At 46.6% G+C, this 18665-nt stretch carries 13 protein-coding genes; all 13 read left to right on the top strand.

The features are described 5' to 3' along the window. Nucleotides 1–122: 122 nt before the first annotated feature. The 13 genes from pepD (at nucleotide 123) to mutL (ending at nucleotide 18663) form a co-directional block, all read left to right on the top strand. On the top strand, nucleotides 123–1574 hold the full coding sequence (gene pepD, locus HMPREF1985_RS04295; protein WP_021771257.1) for a beta-Ala-His dipeptidase: 1452 nt from the start codon (nucleotides 123–125) through the stop codon (nucleotides 1572–1574). A gap of 112 nt (nucleotides 1575–1686) precedes the next feature. Continuing rightward, on the top strand, nucleotides 1687–3144 hold the full coding sequence (locus tag HMPREF1985_RS04290; RefSeq protein WP_021771256.1) for a nicotinate phosphoribosyltransferase: 1458 nt from the start codon (nucleotides 1687–1689) through the stop codon (nucleotides 3142–3144). Nucleotides 3145–3156: 12 nt separating this feature from the next. Beyond that, the gene (locus HMPREF1985_RS04285; RefSeq protein ID WP_021771255.1) at nucleotides 3157–4011 is read left to right on the top strand and encodes a shikimate dehydrogenase; all 855 of its coding nucleotides are present in this window, start codon (nucleotides 3157–3159) and stop codon (nucleotides 4009–4011) included. Between the two features lie 77 nt (nucleotides 4012–4088). Continuing rightward, on the top strand, nucleotides 4089–5222 hold the full coding sequence (gene tgt, locus HMPREF1985_RS04280) for a tRNA guanosine(34) transglycosylase Tgt (protein ID WP_040637039.1): 1134 nt from the start codon (nucleotides 4089–4091) through the stop codon (nucleotides 5220–5222). A gap of 21 nt (nucleotides 5223–5243) precedes the next feature. After that, nucleotides 5244–5528 carry a preprotein translocase subunit YajC gene (yajC, locus tag HMPREF1985_RS04275; protein WP_021771253.1) on the top strand — a complete coding sequence of 95 codons (285 nt, stop codon included), beginning with the start codon at nucleotides 5244–5246 and terminating at the stop codon, nucleotides 5526–5528. Then, nucleotides 5525–6118, top strand: a complete 594-nt coding sequence (locus tag HMPREF1985_RS04270) for a 5-formyltetrahydrofolate cyclo-ligase (protein ID WP_021771252.1) — start codon at nucleotides 5525–5527, stop codon at nucleotides 6116–6118. Before yajC ends, HMPREF1985_RS04270 begins: the two co-directional genes overlap by 4 nt. A 39-nt stretch (nucleotides 6119–6157) precedes the next feature. Further along, the gene (gene secD, locus HMPREF1985_RS04265; RefSeq protein ID WP_369758548.1) at nucleotides 6158–7414 is read left to right on the top strand and encodes a protein translocase subunit SecD; all 1257 of its coding nucleotides are present in this window, start codon (nucleotides 6158–6160) and stop codon (nucleotides 7412–7414) included. Then, nucleotides 7407–8321, top strand: a complete 915-nt coding sequence (gene secF, locus HMPREF1985_RS04260; protein ID WP_021771250.1) for a protein translocase subunit SecF — start codon at nucleotides 7407–7409, stop codon at nucleotides 8319–8321. Before secD ends, secF begins: the two co-directional genes overlap by 8 nt. Nucleotides 8322–8441: 120 nt before the next feature. Further along, nucleotides 8442–10430, top strand: coding sequence for a single-stranded-DNA-specific exonuclease RecJ (recJ, locus tag HMPREF1985_RS04255; RefSeq protein ID WP_040637038.1), 1989 nt, complete (start codon nucleotides 8442–8444; stop codon nucleotides 10428–10430). Between the two features lie 3 nt (nucleotides 10431–10433). Further along, nucleotides 10434–12647, top strand: coding sequence for a RelA/SpoT family protein (locus HMPREF1985_RS04250; RefSeq protein ID WP_021771246.1), 2214 nt, complete (start codon nucleotides 10434–10436; stop codon nucleotides 12645–12647). Between the two features lie 166 nt (nucleotides 12648–12813). Continuing rightward, nucleotides 12814–14145 (top strand): tRNA (N6-isopentenyl adenosine(37)-C2)-methylthiotransferase MiaB, encoded by a 1332-nt coding sequence (gene miaB, locus HMPREF1985_RS04245; protein WP_021771245.1) that lies wholly within the window; start codon nucleotides 12814–12816, stop codon nucleotides 14143–14145. 49 nt (nucleotides 14146–14194) lie between these two features. Further along, nucleotides 14195–16786, top strand: coding sequence for a DNA mismatch repair protein MutS (mutS, locus tag HMPREF1985_RS04240; RefSeq protein WP_021771244.1), 2592 nt, complete (start codon nucleotides 14195–14197; stop codon nucleotides 16784–16786). Further along, entirely contained in the window at nucleotides 16783–18663 is a 1881-nt protein-coding gene (gene mutL / locus HMPREF1985_RS04235; protein WP_021771243.1) for a DNA mismatch repair endonuclease MutL, read from the top strand. Before mutS ends, mutL begins: the two co-directional genes overlap by 4 nt. Nucleotides 18664–18665 lie beyond the last annotated feature (2 nt).

The following is an 18665-nucleotide window of genomic DNA, read 5'->3' as shown; positions in this document are numbered from 1 at the left end:
CATCGACTGTTATAAGGAAATATCCGATTCATCTGTGCTCTTCGAGATTGATTCTTGGATTTTCAAAGAAAACCAGACAGCATCGGGCTGCCTGGTTTTTGTTTTAGTAGGAGTGGTTTATTTTGAAACGATACAATAATGCAATTCTCGATGGCGTGTTAGAAGAATTTGAAGGGCTTGCTGCCATACCTCGTCCGTCTGGCCATGAAAAAGCAGTAAGTGATTATTTGAAACAACGCCTTGAGACACTGGGATTTTCTGTCGTACAAGATGATGTGTACAATATTATTGCGGACAAGCCAGCAACGAAAGGATATGAAAAATCGCCTCGAACCATACTGCAGGGACACATGGATATGGTGTGCGTAGCACAGCCAGGCTACGCCTATACGCCGGAGCAAGATCCGATTCGACTCGTTTACGGAGAACAGTATCTCGAAGCAAAGGGAACGAGTTTAGGAGCGGATGATGGCATCGGCGTGGCAGCGGCAATCTACCTGATGCAAACGGTAAAAGAACATGGACCGCTTCGCTTCATTGTCACGGTAGATGAGGAGCGCGGGATGACCGGAACCATGGCACTTTCCGAAAAATATTTTGCGGATGCGAACTTCTTGATCAATTGCGATAGCGAAAATTACGACGAACTTACGATAGGAAGTGCCGGCGGTGTCGATATTGAATTTACGCGAGAGCTTTCGCGCACTGCTCCTGCGCAAAAGAATTGCTATCGCATAACAGTCAATGGACTTCGCGGCGGGCATTCTGGCGAGCGGATCGGTGATGGTAGAGGCAATGCAATTCGAACATTAGCGCTTGCCCTCTTTTCAATACAGGATCATGGAACACTTGAATTGATTTCTATTCGTGGAGGAACGGCACGGAATGCAATTCCGAGTGCATCAGAGGCCGTCATACGTACGAATCTTTCTGAGGAGGATCTGCGCGCTATCATTGATGAGCAGAAAATGCGATTCCTTCATTCGTATGGAAATGTTGATCCGAATGTACGTATGGAAGTTCAAACGATAAACGTCGATCAGAATCCAATAAAAGCAGGTGATACAATGCGACTGCTCCGTTTACTGGTTATGCTGCATACCGGTGTGTTCTCGATGTCTTCCGTTGCATCGGGCGTCGAAACGTCAGCGAATCTTGGGCGTGTGGATATGAATGGAGAGCGCGTTGCGGTACAGTTTTATCCTCGGTCTGAAATCGATGAGAAAACAGAGGAGTTCTGCCTGTTGGCGAAGCAGCTTGCAGCACTTACGGGATTTTCAGCAAATATCGGCGTACCGTCCCCGGCTTGGAAAGCAAATCCGAATAGCCGATTAGCGCATCTTATGGCAGGCATATTTAAAAAGCAAAATGGCAAATCGATGAAGATCGAGACGATTCACGCTGGACTTGAATGCAGTTGGCACGCACGTAAGAATCCGGAACTCGATATGGTGTCTGTTGGGGTTACGACAGAGAATATCCATAGCCCACAAGAGCGGTTAGTGCTTGCGACGATTGAGCCACAAGTGAAGATGATCGCAGAAGCAATCAAGAAAATCGCCCAAATGGTGTAAATTTTTCCACGAAGTATCTTTGGTTAAAATAACGACAGGTTTTGCATGAAATTATGCATGGTGATATAATCGATATGAAATATATGCTTCAATAACAGAAAGCGGTGACGGCATGACCCAGTTTGACAAGCGTAATATCACAATGATGGTAGACTTTTACGAGCTTACGATGGCAAATGGTTATTTGCAGCATCATGACGAAAACGTACACGTCGTCTTTGATGTATTTTATCGTGCAAATCCAGACAAGGGAGGTTTTGCCATCTTTGCTGGACTTGAACAAGTCATTGAGTATGTGGAAAATATGTGCTTTTCCCAAGAAGACGTTGAATATTTTCGACAGCAGCATGTCTTTTCGGAAGAATTTCTTTCCTACCTTCAGAATTTCCGATTTACAGGCGATATCTACGCGATGCCTGAGGGGACGGTTATGTACCCAAATGAGCCAATCATGACGATTGTTGCGCCCTTGATCGATGCGCAGCTCGTGGAGACGGCAATCCTTGCGCAGGTGAATCACCAATCGCTTATCGCAACGAAGGCACGACGTATTTTTCGTTCTGCACAAGGACGGGCTGTTTCGGACTTTGGCGCACGTCGCGCACACAACATGGACGCAGCGACATACGGCGCACGTGCAGCTTATATCGGCGGCGTTTCGAGCACAGCTACCTGCACGGCGGGACAAATCTTTGGAATTCCAGTATCAGGCACAATGGCGCATAGCTGGGTCATGTTCTACGGTGATGAATATGAGGCATTTGCCAACTATGCGCGAACGTATCCGGATGCAACGGTCCTTCTCGTCGATACATACGATGTGATTCATTCGGGTATCCCCAACGCGATTCGTGTTGCGCATGAAATTTTGGAACCAATGGGAAAACGATTGCGTGGCATACGAATTGACTCAGGTGACTTGGCATATCTTTCGAAACGCGTTCGTAGGATGCTCGATGAGGCAGGGCTTTTCGATTGTAAGATTATCGTTTCCAACAGCCTTGATGAGTTTACAGTAAGCTCTTTGCTGCTTCAGGGAGCATGCATTGATGGTTTTGGCATAGGGGAGCGGCTCATTACGGCAAAATCAGAACCTGTGTTTGGCGCCGTATACAAGCTTGCAGCGGTAGGTAATGGGCAGAGTTTTGCGCCGCGCATAAAAGTATCCGAAAATATCGGAAAGATTACGAATCCGGGGAGAAAGGATTTGTATCGCGTCTACGATGTCAATGGACATGCAGTTGCAGACATGATTTCACTCTATGGGGAAACGTTCTCGGAAGATTCGCCGATTCGTTATATTGATCCACAAAAGCCATGGAAAAATCGTGCATTTGAAAACTGTACGTTTAAGAATCTTCGCAAGCTATACGTACGGCATGGTAAACGGATCGAGGAGCTTCCTACGTTAAAGGAAATTCGCGAATATGTTATGAAACAGCTTGAAGCGGAAATTTGGGAAGAGGAGCAACGATTTGAAAATCCGCATATACACTATCTCGATATGACACCGGATTACTATGAACTCAAAATGGATCTCTTGACAGAAACACGCCGTCAGCACGGGTAAGAGGGGATATTCGTGATAAAGGGTACGACAAAGAATCTCGGCGTTATAGGGTGGCCGATTACACACTCCTTGTCGCCTGTTTTACAAAATGCGGCAATTGGTCGTTTGGGGTTCGATTATGCTTATATTGCACTGCCAGTAGCACCGCTGGATTTGAAAGCTGCTGTTCAGGGGTTGCGCGCTCTCCATTTTGCGGGCTGGAACGTCACCATTCCGCATAAGGAGACCATCATGTCCTTGCTCGATGAAATTGATGAGAATGCTAAAAGGATTGGTGCCGTTAATACGGTTGTCAATCGCGATGGATGTCTTTATGGCTATAACACCGATGCGGAAGGCTTTTTGGATGCGTTGCGTATTCGACATTACAAGCTTGCTGGAACAAATAGTGTCATGCTCGGTGCAGGCGGTGCGGCACGTGCGATACTATGGGCGTTGTTGAAAGAACAATCTTCTGTATCGATTGGCGTGCGTTCCCCTCAGAAGGCACAGGTATTGGCAGATCGCTTTCAGGACTATGGACGCATTCGCATCTTTCATTGGGAAACATCGGAATTTCGTGCAAAGATGAGGAAGGCAGATCTGCTTGTCAATACGACGCCTCTTGGAATGAGACCGCATGATGAGGTGATGCCCCCTGTCGATTGGTCGGTGTTAAATCCGTCCGCTATCGTATACGATATCATTTATATTCCGGCTGAGACGCGGCTTTTACGCGAAGCGCATGAACATGGACATCAAACGATCAATGGTGAACGCATGCTGGCGGCTCAGGGAGCGGCGGCCTTTAGGCTTTGGATGGGGGCAGCACCGGATCTCCCCTACATGGAAGAACAGCTTCGTGCGGCACTTTCGGAATCTTATTGACCTGGAATCGATTTATGGATTGTTTTGTGGTATGATAAAATTCGTATCATCGAATTTAGCGAAAAGGAGGTTCTTATTTGGCGGCAATTTCCTATGAGTTGGTGCATGAAGATCGAAACTCCGGTGCGCGGGCGGGTGTTATCCATACACCGCACGGCAGTTTTCCAACGCCGATTTTTATGCCTGTTGGCACACAGGCGACTGTAAAGGGAGTTTCTCCAGATGAGTTAAAGGATTTGGGCGCAGGAATCGTTCTATCCAATACCTATCATCTCTTTTTACGCCCTGGGATGGATCTCGTACGAGAGGCGGGCGGCCTTCATGCATTTATGCATTGGGATCGTGCTATTCTAACGGACAGCGGAGGATTTCAAGTATTCAGTCTTGGTGATTTGCGCGAAATCACGGAAGAAGGCGTGACATTCCGTTCCCATATTGACGGTTCGAAGAAATTTCTTTCACCGGAAGTTTCGATGGAAGTACAGAAGTGCCTTGGCGCAGATATCGTTATGGCATTTGACGAGTGCGTTCCATATCCTGCAGATTTTGCTTATGCGAAAGCTTCGACAGAACGAACGATTCGTTGGCTGGAACGTTGCAAAAGTGTGCTTGGAAAATCCGATCGTCAAGGTCTTTTTGGCATCGTGCAAGGTGGCATGTACAAGGAGCTTCGTGCTTGGAGCGCGAAGAAAACAACGAGTCTAGACCTTCCCGGATATGCGATAGGCGGGCTGTCGGTTGGAGAACCCAAAGAGCTCATGTATGAAATGCTTGCTTATACGACAGACTATCTTCCGAAACAAAAGCCGCGCTATCTAATGGGCGTTGGAACGCCTGATTGCCTTGTGGAAGGAGTTGCACGTGGCATTGATATGTTTGACTGTGTCTTTCCGACGCGCGTTGCGCGAAATGGTATGGCGATGACGCATATAGGACGACTCGTGATGAAGAATGCTGTTTTCACGCATGATCATCATGTGTTGGAAGAAGGTTGCGGTTGCTACGCCTGCCGGAATGGATATACGCGCGCTTATATCCGTCATCTCATAAGAGCAGGAGAGATTTTTGGTTTGCGTTTGCTCTCCCTTCATAATCTGTGGTTTTTGCAGGTATTTATGCGCCGTATGCGTGAAGCAATTCTAGCAGATTCCTTTGTATCGTTTTGCAAGGAATTCATGCGTGGCTATCAGCCACATGGACAAATAAATTGATTTAAATAAGGAGTGTGTGTGATGAATCCAGAAATGATGGGGACACTTGGCACGTGGGGACCGATTGTACTACTGGTTGCCATTTTTTACTTTTTGCTGTATCGACCACAGAAAAATGAACAAAAACGACGTAAGTCGATGCTTGACAATTTGAAGAAGGGAGATCGTGTCATTACGATTGGTGGGATATATGGGACGGTTTCTTCGATTGATGAAAAGTCTTTGAAGCTGCTCATTGCAAAAGATGTCGAGATCGAGATGGTGCGTTCAAGCATTAATTCGGTTGTACCTGTGGACGTGAAATGACACATGAGGAAGCGCTTCTACAGAAGAGGGTTCTCCGCAAGCAAGTCGTTGCGCGTCGCAAGGAATTATCGCGTTCCTTTCGGACGAAGGCGAGTGCAATAGTCTGCGCTCGCTTTTACGAGGAAAAAGCGTTTCAGGCAGCTAATACGATTTTTGCCTATGCCTCGATGCCGGAAGAAGTCCAACTGGATGCACTTCTTCAAAAATGCCTTGCATGCAGGAAACGAGTTGTACTTCCGCTCATTACAGGGAAAGGGATCATGGAAGCCGTAGAACTTCCTTCACTCGATTCATTGGTCGTGGGATCGTTTGGAATTCGAACGGTTGATCCATTGCGGCAGCATGCCGTACCGGCATCCGAAATTGATTGCATTGTCATCCCAGGAGCGGCATTTACCGAAAAAGGCGATCGGCTTGGTCTAGGCGGCGGGTATTATGATCGCTATATGGCGGAGAAAGCACCGCAGGCAAAGCGTATTGCTCTGACTTTTGATTGTTTGGTCATACCGGCTATTCCGATGGAATGGCATGATCAACGTGTCGAAACCATATTGACGGAGAAACGCCGAATTCATGTCGCTCGCAAATAAATGGATTTCCCAATATGTTTAGAAAGGGTAGTGAAGCTGTTGCGAAAAGATAATCTTATCAAGCTGATTGTCTGCGTCGTTGCTATCATTGGCATCTTTTTAGCATTTGTAAAGCCCCTTGCCAACTCGATTCGGCAAGGATTGGATTTGCAAGGGGGCACACATGTTGTCCTCGAAGCAGAAGATACGGATGTTGCGCAAGTCAACGACGATGCGATGAACCGCGTTGTGACCATTATGGAAAAACGTGTCAATGCACTCGGTCTTACGGAACCGATTATCCAACGCGAAGGTCAGCGCCGCGTTATCATCGAGCTGCCGGGCGTAAAGGATCCAGATGCAGCGATCAAGACGATTGGCAAGACAGCTGTACTCGAATTTAAGGATGAAGAAGGAAATACCGTTCTCACAGGTACGGACCTGAAGGATGCGCAAGCTGCAACCAATCAACAGAATGGACAAAATGTGGTCAACCTTGAATTTACGGACGAGGGAGCGAAAAAATTTGCCGATCTTACGACGAAAAATGTCGGGCGAACGATTTCCATACTGCTTGATGGCGAAGTGCTGACAGCACCGAATGTTCGAGAGCCGATTTTAGGCGGAAAAGCAGAAATTTCGGGACAAAAGTCGCTTGAGGAGGCGCAGAATCTTGCCGTCGTGCTCCGAAGCGGCGCACTTCCCGTCAAGGTTAATATCATTGAGACACGCACGGTTGGACCTTCGCTTGGACAGGATTCAAAAGACAAGTCCCAGTTTGCTTTTTCCGTCGGTCTTGGAGCCGTCCTCATCTTCATGATCCTCTTTTATCGCATGTCCGGATTTATTGCCGACATTGCGCTTATGGCGTACACGATCATGTTGCTTGGATTGCTTTATTTGCTCGATGCGACGTTGACGCTTCCTGGTGTCGCTGGCATCATACTCTCTATTGGCATGGCAGTCGATGCAAACGTGTTGATTTTTGAGCATTTCAAGGAAGAGTATCAGATTCAAGGCAAAACGCTCCGTCTTTCGATGGATGCCGGATTCAAGCGTGCATTCACAACAATTTTTGACTCGAATATCACGACAATTATTGCGGCAGGCGTACTCTTTTTCCTCGGCACGGGCACGATTCGCGGTTTTGCCATTACGCTCGGTCTCGGCACACTGCTCTCTATGTTTACAGCGATCACAATGACACAGTACATGCTGAAACTCATGATTCATTCCAAACTCTTTGAATCACCTTCTGCCTATGGTGCGAGTGGATATATGCTCTGGAAAAAGGAGGATTTGAAGAAAAATGCTTAAATTCGATATAGCAGGCCATCGCAAGATATGGTTCCTCTTTTCTGCCTTGATTATCGTTTCCGGGCTTATCTGCATGTACGTACGCGGGTTTAACTTCGGCATTGATTTTACAGGCGGAACGATCATCGATTTAAAGTTTGATCGTCCCGTCGCAATAGCGGAAGTGCGTTCGAGTCTCGCGAAGTATGGACTCGATGGTGCCACGATTCAGCTCTCTGGTGCACAGTCGGATGTGACGGAGTCAGAAGATATGATGATTCGCACGGTCGATCTTGAGGAAAATCAGCGCAAGGAAGTCATGGCATCGCTTCGATCCGATGTAGGTGACTATACGGTTCTTCGAGAAGAGAAAGTCGGTGCAACGATTGGCGGCGAGCTCATTCAAAATGCAGTTTTAGCCCTTCTCGTTTCTTGGGCATTGATCATTTTTTACGTTGCGTATCGTTTTGAGTTCAAGTTTGGCATTGCGGCCGTACTTGCGCTCGTTCATGATATTCTCGTTGTCTTGGCTGTGTTCTCCTTCACACAACGTCAGATCGATTCTTCATTTGTCGCTGCACTGCTTACAATTGTCGGCTATTCCATCAATGATACGATCGTCATTTTTGATCGTATTCGTGAGAATTTGAAGCTGCATTTCCGTCGAGGCGGAGATATTGACGAACTTGTCAATCGAAGTGTCTTTCAGACTCTTACGCGCTCTCTTTACACGGTGTTTACCGTCTTGTTTACGACGTTTGCACTCTATTTCTTCGGCGGTGAAACGACGAAAGACTTTGCGTTTGCATTGCTCATCGGTTTCGGCGTAGGTTGTTATTCATCGATCTTTATCGCAAGCCCTCTTTGGATTGCCTTCCGCAACTGGTCAGAGGAACGACGTCAGGCGAAGAGACAGCCGGCACAGTAAACGAACACAAAAGGCTCTCTTTGAGAGCCTTTTGTGTTTTTGAAACCGCAAGGAAGCGTTTTTAATCGTTCTCATTAGGAAATGCATTCATGTTGGAAGGAAACGAATAGGAGTCGGAGTATGATAAAAGAATGGAATGTATATGAACCTGTTCCGAATCTTGATTCCTTTGCAGCACGCATCTCAACTTCCCCCATCGTGGCTAGCGTTTTATGGCATCGCGGCATTCGAACAAAAAAGGACGCGATGGATTTTCTTTATCCTGAGAGAGTATCTTTTGGAGATCCATTTCTCATGCGTGATATGGATTTGGCAGTTTCTCGCATCATAGAAGCTATTGATCGCAGGGAACGCATCGTTGTTTATGGAGATTATGATGTAGATGGAATCAGTGCTACTGCCGTGCTGTTACATAATCTTCGTAAGCTTGGTGCCAATGCAGACTTTTATATTCCCAATCGTATGACAGAAGGATATGGACTCAATCGAAATGCGCTTGAAATGCTTGCCCCAAATAGCGATTTGCTCATCTCCGTGGACTGTGGCATAGCATCGGTAAAAGATGTCGAGGCCATGAAAGAAAAGCTCGATATCATCATCACCGATCATCATTTGCCCGGCAATGAGCTTCCACCTGCGGTTGCAGTGCTCAACCCGCATCGAAAAGACTGTCCTTATCCAGAAAAGGATTTATGTGGGGTTGGCGTTGCATTTAAGTTATGCCAAGCACTTTGGCACCGCATGGAAAGAAAATCTTTTGAAGAAGATTTGGAACTTGTTGCGCTTGGCACAGTAGCAGATCTTGTTCCATTACGCGGAGAAAACAGACGCATTGTCAAAGAAGGATTGATGCGCATGACAGATACCGCCTTTATTGGGCTCGACGCGCTCATCGAGATAGCAGGGCTAAAAGGAAAACCTATCAATGCTGGACACGTGGGGTTCATTCTTGCCCCGCGTCTCAATGCCGCAGGACGTATCGGGACAGCACGAAAGGGAGTCTCACTTCTTCTCGCAACAGAAAAATGTGAGGCACGGTCGTTGGCACTCGAATTGGATTTGCTAAATACGGAGCGGCAAACCATGGAACATGCGATTTTAGAAGATGCAGAAGAGCGTCTCGTTGGGAAAAATCCACAAGATATGCCTGCGATTGTTGTAGCTGGAAAAGATTGGAATCCGGGTGTGATTGGCATTGTCGCTTCGCGCCTTGTCGATCGATACTACAAGCCGACGATCGTGCTATCGATCCAGTCCGATGGTATATGCAAAGGCTCTTGCCGAAGCATAAAGGGACTTCACATGTATAAGGCATTAAATGCTTGCCGCGCGAATTTAATTCAATTTGGCGGACATGAGATGGCAGCAGGATTGTCCGTCAAGGAAACCAATCTTTCTGCTTTTCACGGTGCATTTCAGGACTACGCTAGGCAACACTTATCCCTAGAGGATTACATTCCCAAGGTAGCGGTTGAGGCAGAGCTTCCACCAGAGGAAATCACCATCCATTTTATCGAAGAACTTGCACGCATGGAGCCGTATGGAATGGGGAATCCGAAACCACTTTTCGGGTGTCGGCAAGCACAAATACATGCACCTGTCGCAATCGGAAAAGAAGGCGCGCATCTTCGGTTCCAGTTCGGAGAAGAAGGAAAATGGGTCACTGGGCTCTTTTGGAATGAAGGAAAACTTGCTCCAGTTTTGGAGACGGAGCGGATGGAACTCGTATATGCGCCTGCTATCAACGAGTGGAATGGAAAGCGAACCGTACAGTGTATGATTGATTCCATGCAGGTCGCACGAGAAGACCGTCAATTTCCTTCACGAGAAATGCTACGGAATGTTTATCGCTTTTTGCGTACACTTTATAGGATGTATGAGCGAGTTCCATACGATGATATCCGTCTCACACTGGAATATCGAAAAACATTCGAACCCATTTCCTACTATACGATGGAATGCTCGTTGACGGTGTTTCAAGAACTTGGAATCTTGGCATGCAAACGCGGAGAACAGGGGTACGAAATGCCTTCCGTTTTAGGTAAAATAGACCTCATGAAATCCTCGACTTATCGACGAGAATGGGAAAATGGAACGATTGGAGATTGACGTATGAATGACAAAGATAAGCTGCCGGTTACGATAGAAAGCCTCGAAGCGGAAGTACAAGCTTATGCACCGAAGGCAAACATCGAACTGATCCAGCGTGCTTACACGCTCGCCGACGAGGCACACAGAGGACAGACTCGCGTATCTGGCGAAGCGTATATCATGCACCCGCTCCATGTAGCACAAATCCTGACCGAACTTCACATGGACGATGCAACGATAAGCGCAGCGCTTCTACATGACGTCGTCGAGGACACGATCTATACGATTGAACAGATGCGAGAGCTCTTCGGCGAAGAAGTCGCCTTGCTCATCGACGGCGTTACGAAGCTCGGAAAGCTGCAATATAAGTCAAAGGAAGAAGCGCAGCTCGAAAGCTATCGCAAAATGTTTCTTGCCATGGGCAAGGATATCCGTGTCATCATGATCAAGCTAGCGGATCGCCTGCACAATATGCGTACACTCAAGTGCATGCGTGAGGATAAGCAAAAGCGAATCGCCAAAGAAACGATCGAGGTCTATGCTCCGCTTGCCAATCGGCTCGGCATTTCGAGCATCAAGTGGGAACTGGAGGATCTTTGCCTCCGTTATCTCGAACCGGAGATTTATTATGATCTCGTGGAGAACGTCAAGCAGAAGCGCAAGGAGAGACAAAGCTTTATTGATGCATCAATCGAGCAGATCCGCGCCAAATTGGCTGAAGCGGATATTCATGCGGAAATCAATGGACGCGCAAAACATTTTTACAGCATTTATAAAAAAATGAAACGCGACAACAAAGACATCAGTGAAATTTACGATCTCTCTGCTGTACGGGTACTCGTTCATACAGTCAAAGACTGCTACGGAGTACTTGGCGTCATCCACGCCATGTGGAAACCGATCCCCGGACGATTCAAAGATTATATTGCCATGCCAAAATCCAACGGATATCAGTCCCTTCACACGACCGTCATGACACATGGCTATCCGCTTGAAATTCAGATCCGCACCTTTTCCATGCATCAAGTTTCCGAGTACGGTGTTGCAGCACATTGGAAATACAAAGAATCCGGTAAGAGTATTGGGGCCGACAGCCAAGTGGATCAAAAAATGAATTGGCTACGTCAGATGGTCAGTTTGCAAAGTGAATTCAGCGATTCCAAGGAATACTTTGAAGCATTGAAAGTCGACATCTTCTCAGATGAAGTGTTTGTATTTACCCCAAAAGGCGATGTCATCGATTTGCCAAAAGGCTCCATCCCAATTGATTTTGCTTATCGGATTCATACAGAAATCGGACATCATTGCGTGGGAGCGAAGGTAAACGGCAAGCTGGTTCCGCTCGAACATAAACTAAAAAATGGCGATATTGTATCCGTCATTACGAATAAGGCAAATAACGGTCCGAGTCGGGATTGGTTGAATATCGTTGCCTCTTCTGAAACGCGTAATAAAATCCGCTCGTGGTTCAAGAAAGAAAAGAGAGAAGAAAATATAGAACGCGGTTTTGAGATGGTCAAAGACGAGGCAAAACGGCTTGGTTATGCACCAAAAGAACTTCTGAAAAGCAATCGGCTTCAAAAAGTAGCGGAAAAGCTCAATATCCAAACGGAGAATGACCTTCTCGCGTCGCTTGGATATGGGGGCATTGCGCTTCCTGGTATTCTGACAAAGCTTATCGAATTGTACAAAAAAGAAGTGCAGGATGCAACTCCTCCTGACGTTTCGAAACTTCTTTCCGAGCTAAAAACACCACAGAGCGGACGGGTCAAAAAAGCAAGCCATGGTGTTCTCGTTGAAGGGGAAAGCGGTCTCATGGTGCGCCTTGCGCGTTGCTGTAATCCGATTCCAGGTGATCCGATTGTCGGTTACATTACGCGTGGGCGAGGGGTTTCCGTTCATCGCGCCGATTGCCCCAATGTGCTCAATGATACGGATTTTTCGCGTATGATCGAAGTTGCTTGGGACATCGGCCTTGACAAGGAATATACGGTAGAAATCGAAATCGTATGTAATGACAAGAGCGGTGTTCTCGCTGAAATTCTTGCCGTTCCATCGGAAATGAAGATAAATATTCGTAACCTCAGCGCAACGCCAAATCGAAGCAACAAGACCTCCACTATCATCTTGGGACTCAATGTAAAAAGTGCCACACAGGTCACGCAGTTTATGACGAAAATGCGTAGAAAGAAAGATGTCTACAGTGTCGCACGTGCAATGGGAAGCCCGTTATGATATACTCTCTTAGGAAAAGAATATTGCTTTCTGTTGATGGAGGAGAGGTGCCTATGGTTTCATCATTTCTTTCTGTGTGTGATATGAAAAAGTTGGCACTGTGCATATTTTCTGCATTTCTCGGCGTAAAAATCAATACGGTACTACAAAAGGATTGAAAACGGATATGAGTTTGAGTAATGCCCCCAAAAAATATTTCAAGTTGCTCGTCTATGGATGTCAGATGAATATCAGCGATGCAGAACGCATGAAGGGACAGCTTGAGACGATTGGCTATGCGGAAACGCACTCCTTGGAATCTGCCGACCTCATCTTAATTCATACGTGTTGCGTGAGAGAGTCGGCAGAGGATCGCGTCTACGGGAAAATAGGTGAAATCAAACATCTAAAACAACAGAATCCTGCATTGATCTTCGGCATTACGGGGTGTATGGCACAAAAAGAAGGCGATGCACTGATTCGCCGCGCTCCACATATTGATTTCGTTCTTGGTACAAACAAAGTAAAAGAATTGACGCGTGTCGTACAAGAAATGGAAACAGAACACGGGCATGTCGTCGATACAACCATGACAGATCGGGAAATCGAAAGCAATGCTCCGATTATGCGTACGGGCAGATTTTCAGCATGGGTCCCGATTATGTACGGCTGCAATAATTTTTGCACGTATTGTATTGTGCCGTATGTACGAGGCAGAGAGCACAGCCGTGCAGCTTCTGAAATTGTACGTGAAGTTGAAGAGGCAGTAGCGAATGGCTATAAAGAAGTCACGCTTCTAGGTCAGAACGTTAATTCCTATGGAAAAGATGCCGGAAGCACGGACTTTGCCGACTTGCTTCGTATGGTCGATTCAGTGAAAGGAATTCGTCGTGTGCGTTTTATGACGTCCCACCCAAAAGATCTTTCGGATCGTGTCATCGAAGCCATTCGCGATGGGGAGCACTTATGTGAACATATCCATCTTCCTGTGCAATACGGGAGCAATCGGATCCTAAAAGCAATGAATCGTGTCTATACGATTGAATCTTATCGCGCTTTGGTCAGACGCATACGAAAAGAGATTCCGAAAGTGAGTCTTACCACGGATTTGATTGTTGGTTTTCCAGGCGAACGAGAAGAAGACTTCGAACAGACATTGGAGTTTTTGCGCGAAATACGCTTCTCTTCTGCGTATACTTTCTTGTATTCGAAACGTTCGGGGACGCCTGCTGCCGAAATGGAAGAACAAGTGGATGATGCTGTAAAAAAAGAGCGGCTGCAGATGCTTATGCGTTTACAGAATGAGATCAGCCTGTCGCTTCATCAAGAAATGCAAGGCAAGATTTATGAGGTGATGGCAGAAGGACCAAGTAAAAATGATGCATCCATTTGGAGTGGACGTACGCGATCCAATCATCTCGTCCTATTCACGCATGAAGATGAAAAAGAAGGGGACTTCATCTCGGTCAAGGTGACACAGCCACAAACTTGGTTGCTTAAGGGAAATCGCGTTAGTTAATTAAACCAATAGATTATGGCATGGATGTGCGAGATAGGAGGTGCGGAAGATGGAATTAACGCCGATGATGCAACAGTACATGGCTGTAAAGGAATCGAATCCGGGAACGATTCTCTTTTTTCGTTTAGGCGACTTTTATGAAATGTTCTTTGACGATGCACGGCTTGCAGCAAAGGAACTCGGTCTGACTCTTACCAGCAGGAGCAAATCGCAAGATGAAGCACCGATGTGCGGAGTGCCGTATCATGCAGCAGAAACGTATATCAACAAACTGGTCAAAAAAGGATATAAAGTTGCGATTGCCGAGCAGATTGGTGATCCAAAAGCAAAGGGACTGACAAAACGGGAAGTCATCAAGATTATTACCCCAGGAACAATCTTGGCTGAATCCGCACTAAAGGGGGCACAGAATAATTACATTGGGCTTATCTATGAAAAAGGCGACGTCCTTACATTGGCAGGAGCCGATGTCACGACAGGAGAATGTTTTGCAGGGATGTACGAGGGATCGGATCGTGTCGAACTTCTCTTCGATGAGCTTTATCGATTTATGCTTTCCGAGTTGCTGATCGTAGGGGCACCATCTTTCGCAGGAGAACTTCGCGAGTATCTTTCCATTCACTTGCCCAAATGCTCTCTCACAGAAGTATCCCATATTTCTTCTGCTGTGGAGGATCGCATCCTTGAGCATTTTGATGTGACTTCGCGTCCTACGCGAAAAGAACTGCAGGAAGCTGTTGCGACATTACTGGATTATCTGCATAGCACCGTCAAAACGGATTTAGCCCATTTAAATCGATTGACGTATTTGGATACATCAAAGAATCTCGTAATCGACGCAAATACATTGCGCAATCTTGAGATCACACGCAACGTGCGAGACGGCGGAAAAAAGGGGACCCTCTTAGATGTGCTCGATTTCACCAAAACGCCGATGGGAACTCGTCTTTTGCGCAAGTGGTTAGAATATCCGCTGCTCGATATGCTGCAAATCAATCGTCGTCTTGATGCAGTTGAAGAACTTTTTCGTGATTTTTCGAAACGTAATGCAGTGCGTGAAGGCACTGAAAAGGTGCATGATTTCGAACGACTCCTCACACGCATTGAAATTGGTACGGCAAACGCACGTGATTTGATCGCGTTGAAGGTATCTCTTCAATGTCTGCCACAGATACGGCAGGCATTGAGCAAGGTGCAATCTGATATGCTTGCGGCTTCGGCGCGATCCATTGGTTCATTCGATGAATTGGTAAATTTGCTTGAGCGTTCGATCATTGATTCTCCAGGAATCAGTCTTCGAGACGGCGGAATCATAAAGTCTGGTTATCATGCAGAACTTGATGAATATCGACGTATTGCTCATGACAGCAAGTCCATGTTGCAGGAGATCGAAGAGCGGGAACGGGAAGAGACGGGAATTAAGGCACTAAAAATTGGTTATAACAAAGTTTTCGGCTATTATATTGAAGTGCGGAATACGAGTACAGAACTCGTGCCGGATCGCTATGTTCGCAAACAGACGCTCGCGAATGCGGAACGTTATATCACGCAGGAATTAAAAGACTTTGAAACGAAGATCCTAGGTGCACAGGAAAAGATAGTTTCCATTGAGTACAATCTTTTTGTGGAAGTACGTGATACGATCAAGGAACATCTTGCACAAATACAAGAAACGGCGCGTGCGGTTGCAACGATTGATACGATTGCAAGCCTTTCAGAGGCTGCGTCATCCTATCACTACGTCCGTCCGCGCATGACGACAACCGGAGAAATTGTGATTAAGGATGGTCGTCATCCGCTCGTTGAGCGAATTCTGACGCGGGATATATTTGTTCCAAATGATACAATGCTCAATCATCGTGATTGTGAAATCATGCTGATTACGGGTCCCAATATGGCTGGCAAGTCGACTTACATGCGTCAGACTGCCATTTTAGCATTAATGGCGCAGGCAGGCAGTTTCGTCCCGGCACGAGAAGCAAGTATTTCACCGCTTGATCGTATCTTTACGCGGATTGGTGCAAGCGATGATCTCATCAGCGGGCAGAGCACGTTTATGGTCGAGATGAATGAAGTAGCGCAGATTCTAAGGCATGCGACAAAGAATAGTCTCGTTATCTTAGATGAGATTGGCAGGGGAACGAGCACTTTTGATGGAATGAGTATTGCACGTTCCGTTATCGAATACATAGAAACGCACATTCATGCAAAAACGCTTTTCGCTACGCATTATCACGAATTAACCGATCTAGAAGACGATAAAATAAAAAATTTTTGTGTTGCAGTCAAAGAGCGTGGGACGAAAGTCGCATTTCTTCGACGCATCGTGGCTGGAGCAGCGGATAAATCTTATGGTATCCACGTCGCACGTCTCGCTGGGCTTCCGGCTTCTGTCACAAAACGTGCACAGGAGATCTTAACACAACTGGAAGCGGATTCCCTTCCTGCTGGACATAACGAAAAAGTGAGCGCGAAGGATAACAGGGGACGATTTGATGCAATGTCGATAGGATCGCTCTTTCAGTCGACGATAAATGCTCGCTTATCGGAGCTTGATGTCATGTCGATGACGCCTATTGAGGCATTAAACGAACTATACCGTCTACAAGAGCAGGCACGACAGGAGGCGGGAAAAGGATGAGTAAAATACACGTCCTGGACAATAATACCATCAATAAAATTGCAGCAGGTGAAGTCGTTGAACGACCCGCTTCTGCGATTAAAGAGCTTATCGAAAATGCGATGGATGCAGGTGCATCACGCATTGAAATCGAAATTATGGCCGGTGGAACGAGCTTTATGCGCGTTACAGACAATGGAAAGGGGATGAGTGCAGAAGATGCTCAGCTCGCTATTTTACGGCACGCGACGAGCAAAATTCGTGATGCCCATGATTTAAGCATGATCGGCACGCTCGGATTTCGCGGCGAAGCATTGCCGACAATCGCTTCGGTGTCACGGTTCTCACTTCTGACACGTGAGCCGAAGGCAGATCTAGGAACGCGCATCGACATTCGTGGAGGAAATAAACCGGAAATTACCGAAGCGGGGTGTGCACTGGGAACGACGATTACGGTGGAAGATCTATTCTTTAATACGCCTGCTCGTAAGAAATTCCTAAAGACAACGCATACAGAAGGATCGAAAATCAACGATTTTATCGTGAAGCTGGCACTCGCGCGTCCCAATATCGAATTTCGTTTTATCAACAACAATAAGACTGCTATCGTAACACCGGGAAATGGAAGCTTGCTGGATACGATTCGCGCCATCTATGGAAAACAGACTGCAGAGTCTGTTCTTCCATTGTATTTGGAGGGAGAATCCATTTCTATTTCCGGCTTTATTACGAAGCCATCCATGCTAAAAAGCAGCCGTGCATGGCAGACTCTGATTGTCAATGGTCGTATCATACAGAATCGGGCAATATCCAAAGCTATTGATAATGCGTATCGTTCCTTAATCCCGAAGAGTGGATTCCCCCTTGCTGTACTGCTGGTAAAGGTCCCGCAGCATACGATTGACGTCAATGTTCATCCGCAAAAAAATGAACTAAAGTTTGAAGATGAAAGCCGTATTTTCAAGGCAGTTTACAAAGCCGTTCTTGATGCCATTCGCTCCATTCGGCCCGATCTTCATGCTATCGCATCTGCTGTGGAAAAACCGATGAGTCACGTTACAACCGAACCCATGCGATTTATGCCGGCAAGCAGTCCAAACAATGATCAGGGCGTTGCGCATCGTGAGAGTTTGTACCATGCAAGACCGCCGCAAACTATCTATGAAGCCGTTCATGCAAATGCGGTTCCTGCGATGCACTTTATGGAGACGCAGGAGGAGATCCGACACGGACAGACCATACGTGAATCCAATCCGCCCATATATTCCGTTGCAACAGGTCCGATGGAAGAATCGTGCGAATCAACAATCCTCCTTGCATCGGAAGGAAATATTGTTCCCATCGGACAAGTTGACCTTACCTATATTATTGCACAGGATGCAAAAGGGCTCTACATTATCGATCAACATGCAGCGCATGAACGAATTCTTTTTGATAAGCTCTCAGCAATGGCAGACAGGATTCCATCGCAGCAACTTCTCGTCCACCTCGTCCTTCACTTTGATTCACGGGACGCGCAGCTAATTGCTGCCAATAAGGATATATTCGAACGTCTTGGCTTTCAAATGGAGGCAAGCGGAAATGAAGAGTATCGTCTAATGGAAGTTCCGGCCGACATTCCAAGCGATGAAGCAGAGGATATCATTCGTGAAATCCTTGCGTCGCTTCACGATATGCACGAGACGAGTGCAAAAGAGATACGGCAAGCCTGTCTTGCGACGACGGCCTGTCGTGCAGCCATCAAAGCAGGAGAGGAATTGAGCATGCGTCAAATGCAGATTATTTTAGAAGAACTTTCCCATACGACTTTCCCGTACACCTGTCCACATGGCAGACCGACAATATTGAAGTTCAGTACAGATGAATTGGCAAAGATGTTTAAGCGGACTGGTTTTTGAGT

The sequence above is a fragment of the Mitsuokella sp. oral taxon 131 str. W9106 genome (genome assembly GCF_000469545.1).
Taxonomy (GTDB): domain Bacteria; phylum Bacillota; class Negativicutes; order Selenomonadales; family Selenomonadaceae; genus AWVT01.
The sequence above is the reverse complement of the archived record's forward strand: the minus strand, read 5'-3'. Positions and strand labels throughout refer to the sequence as shown.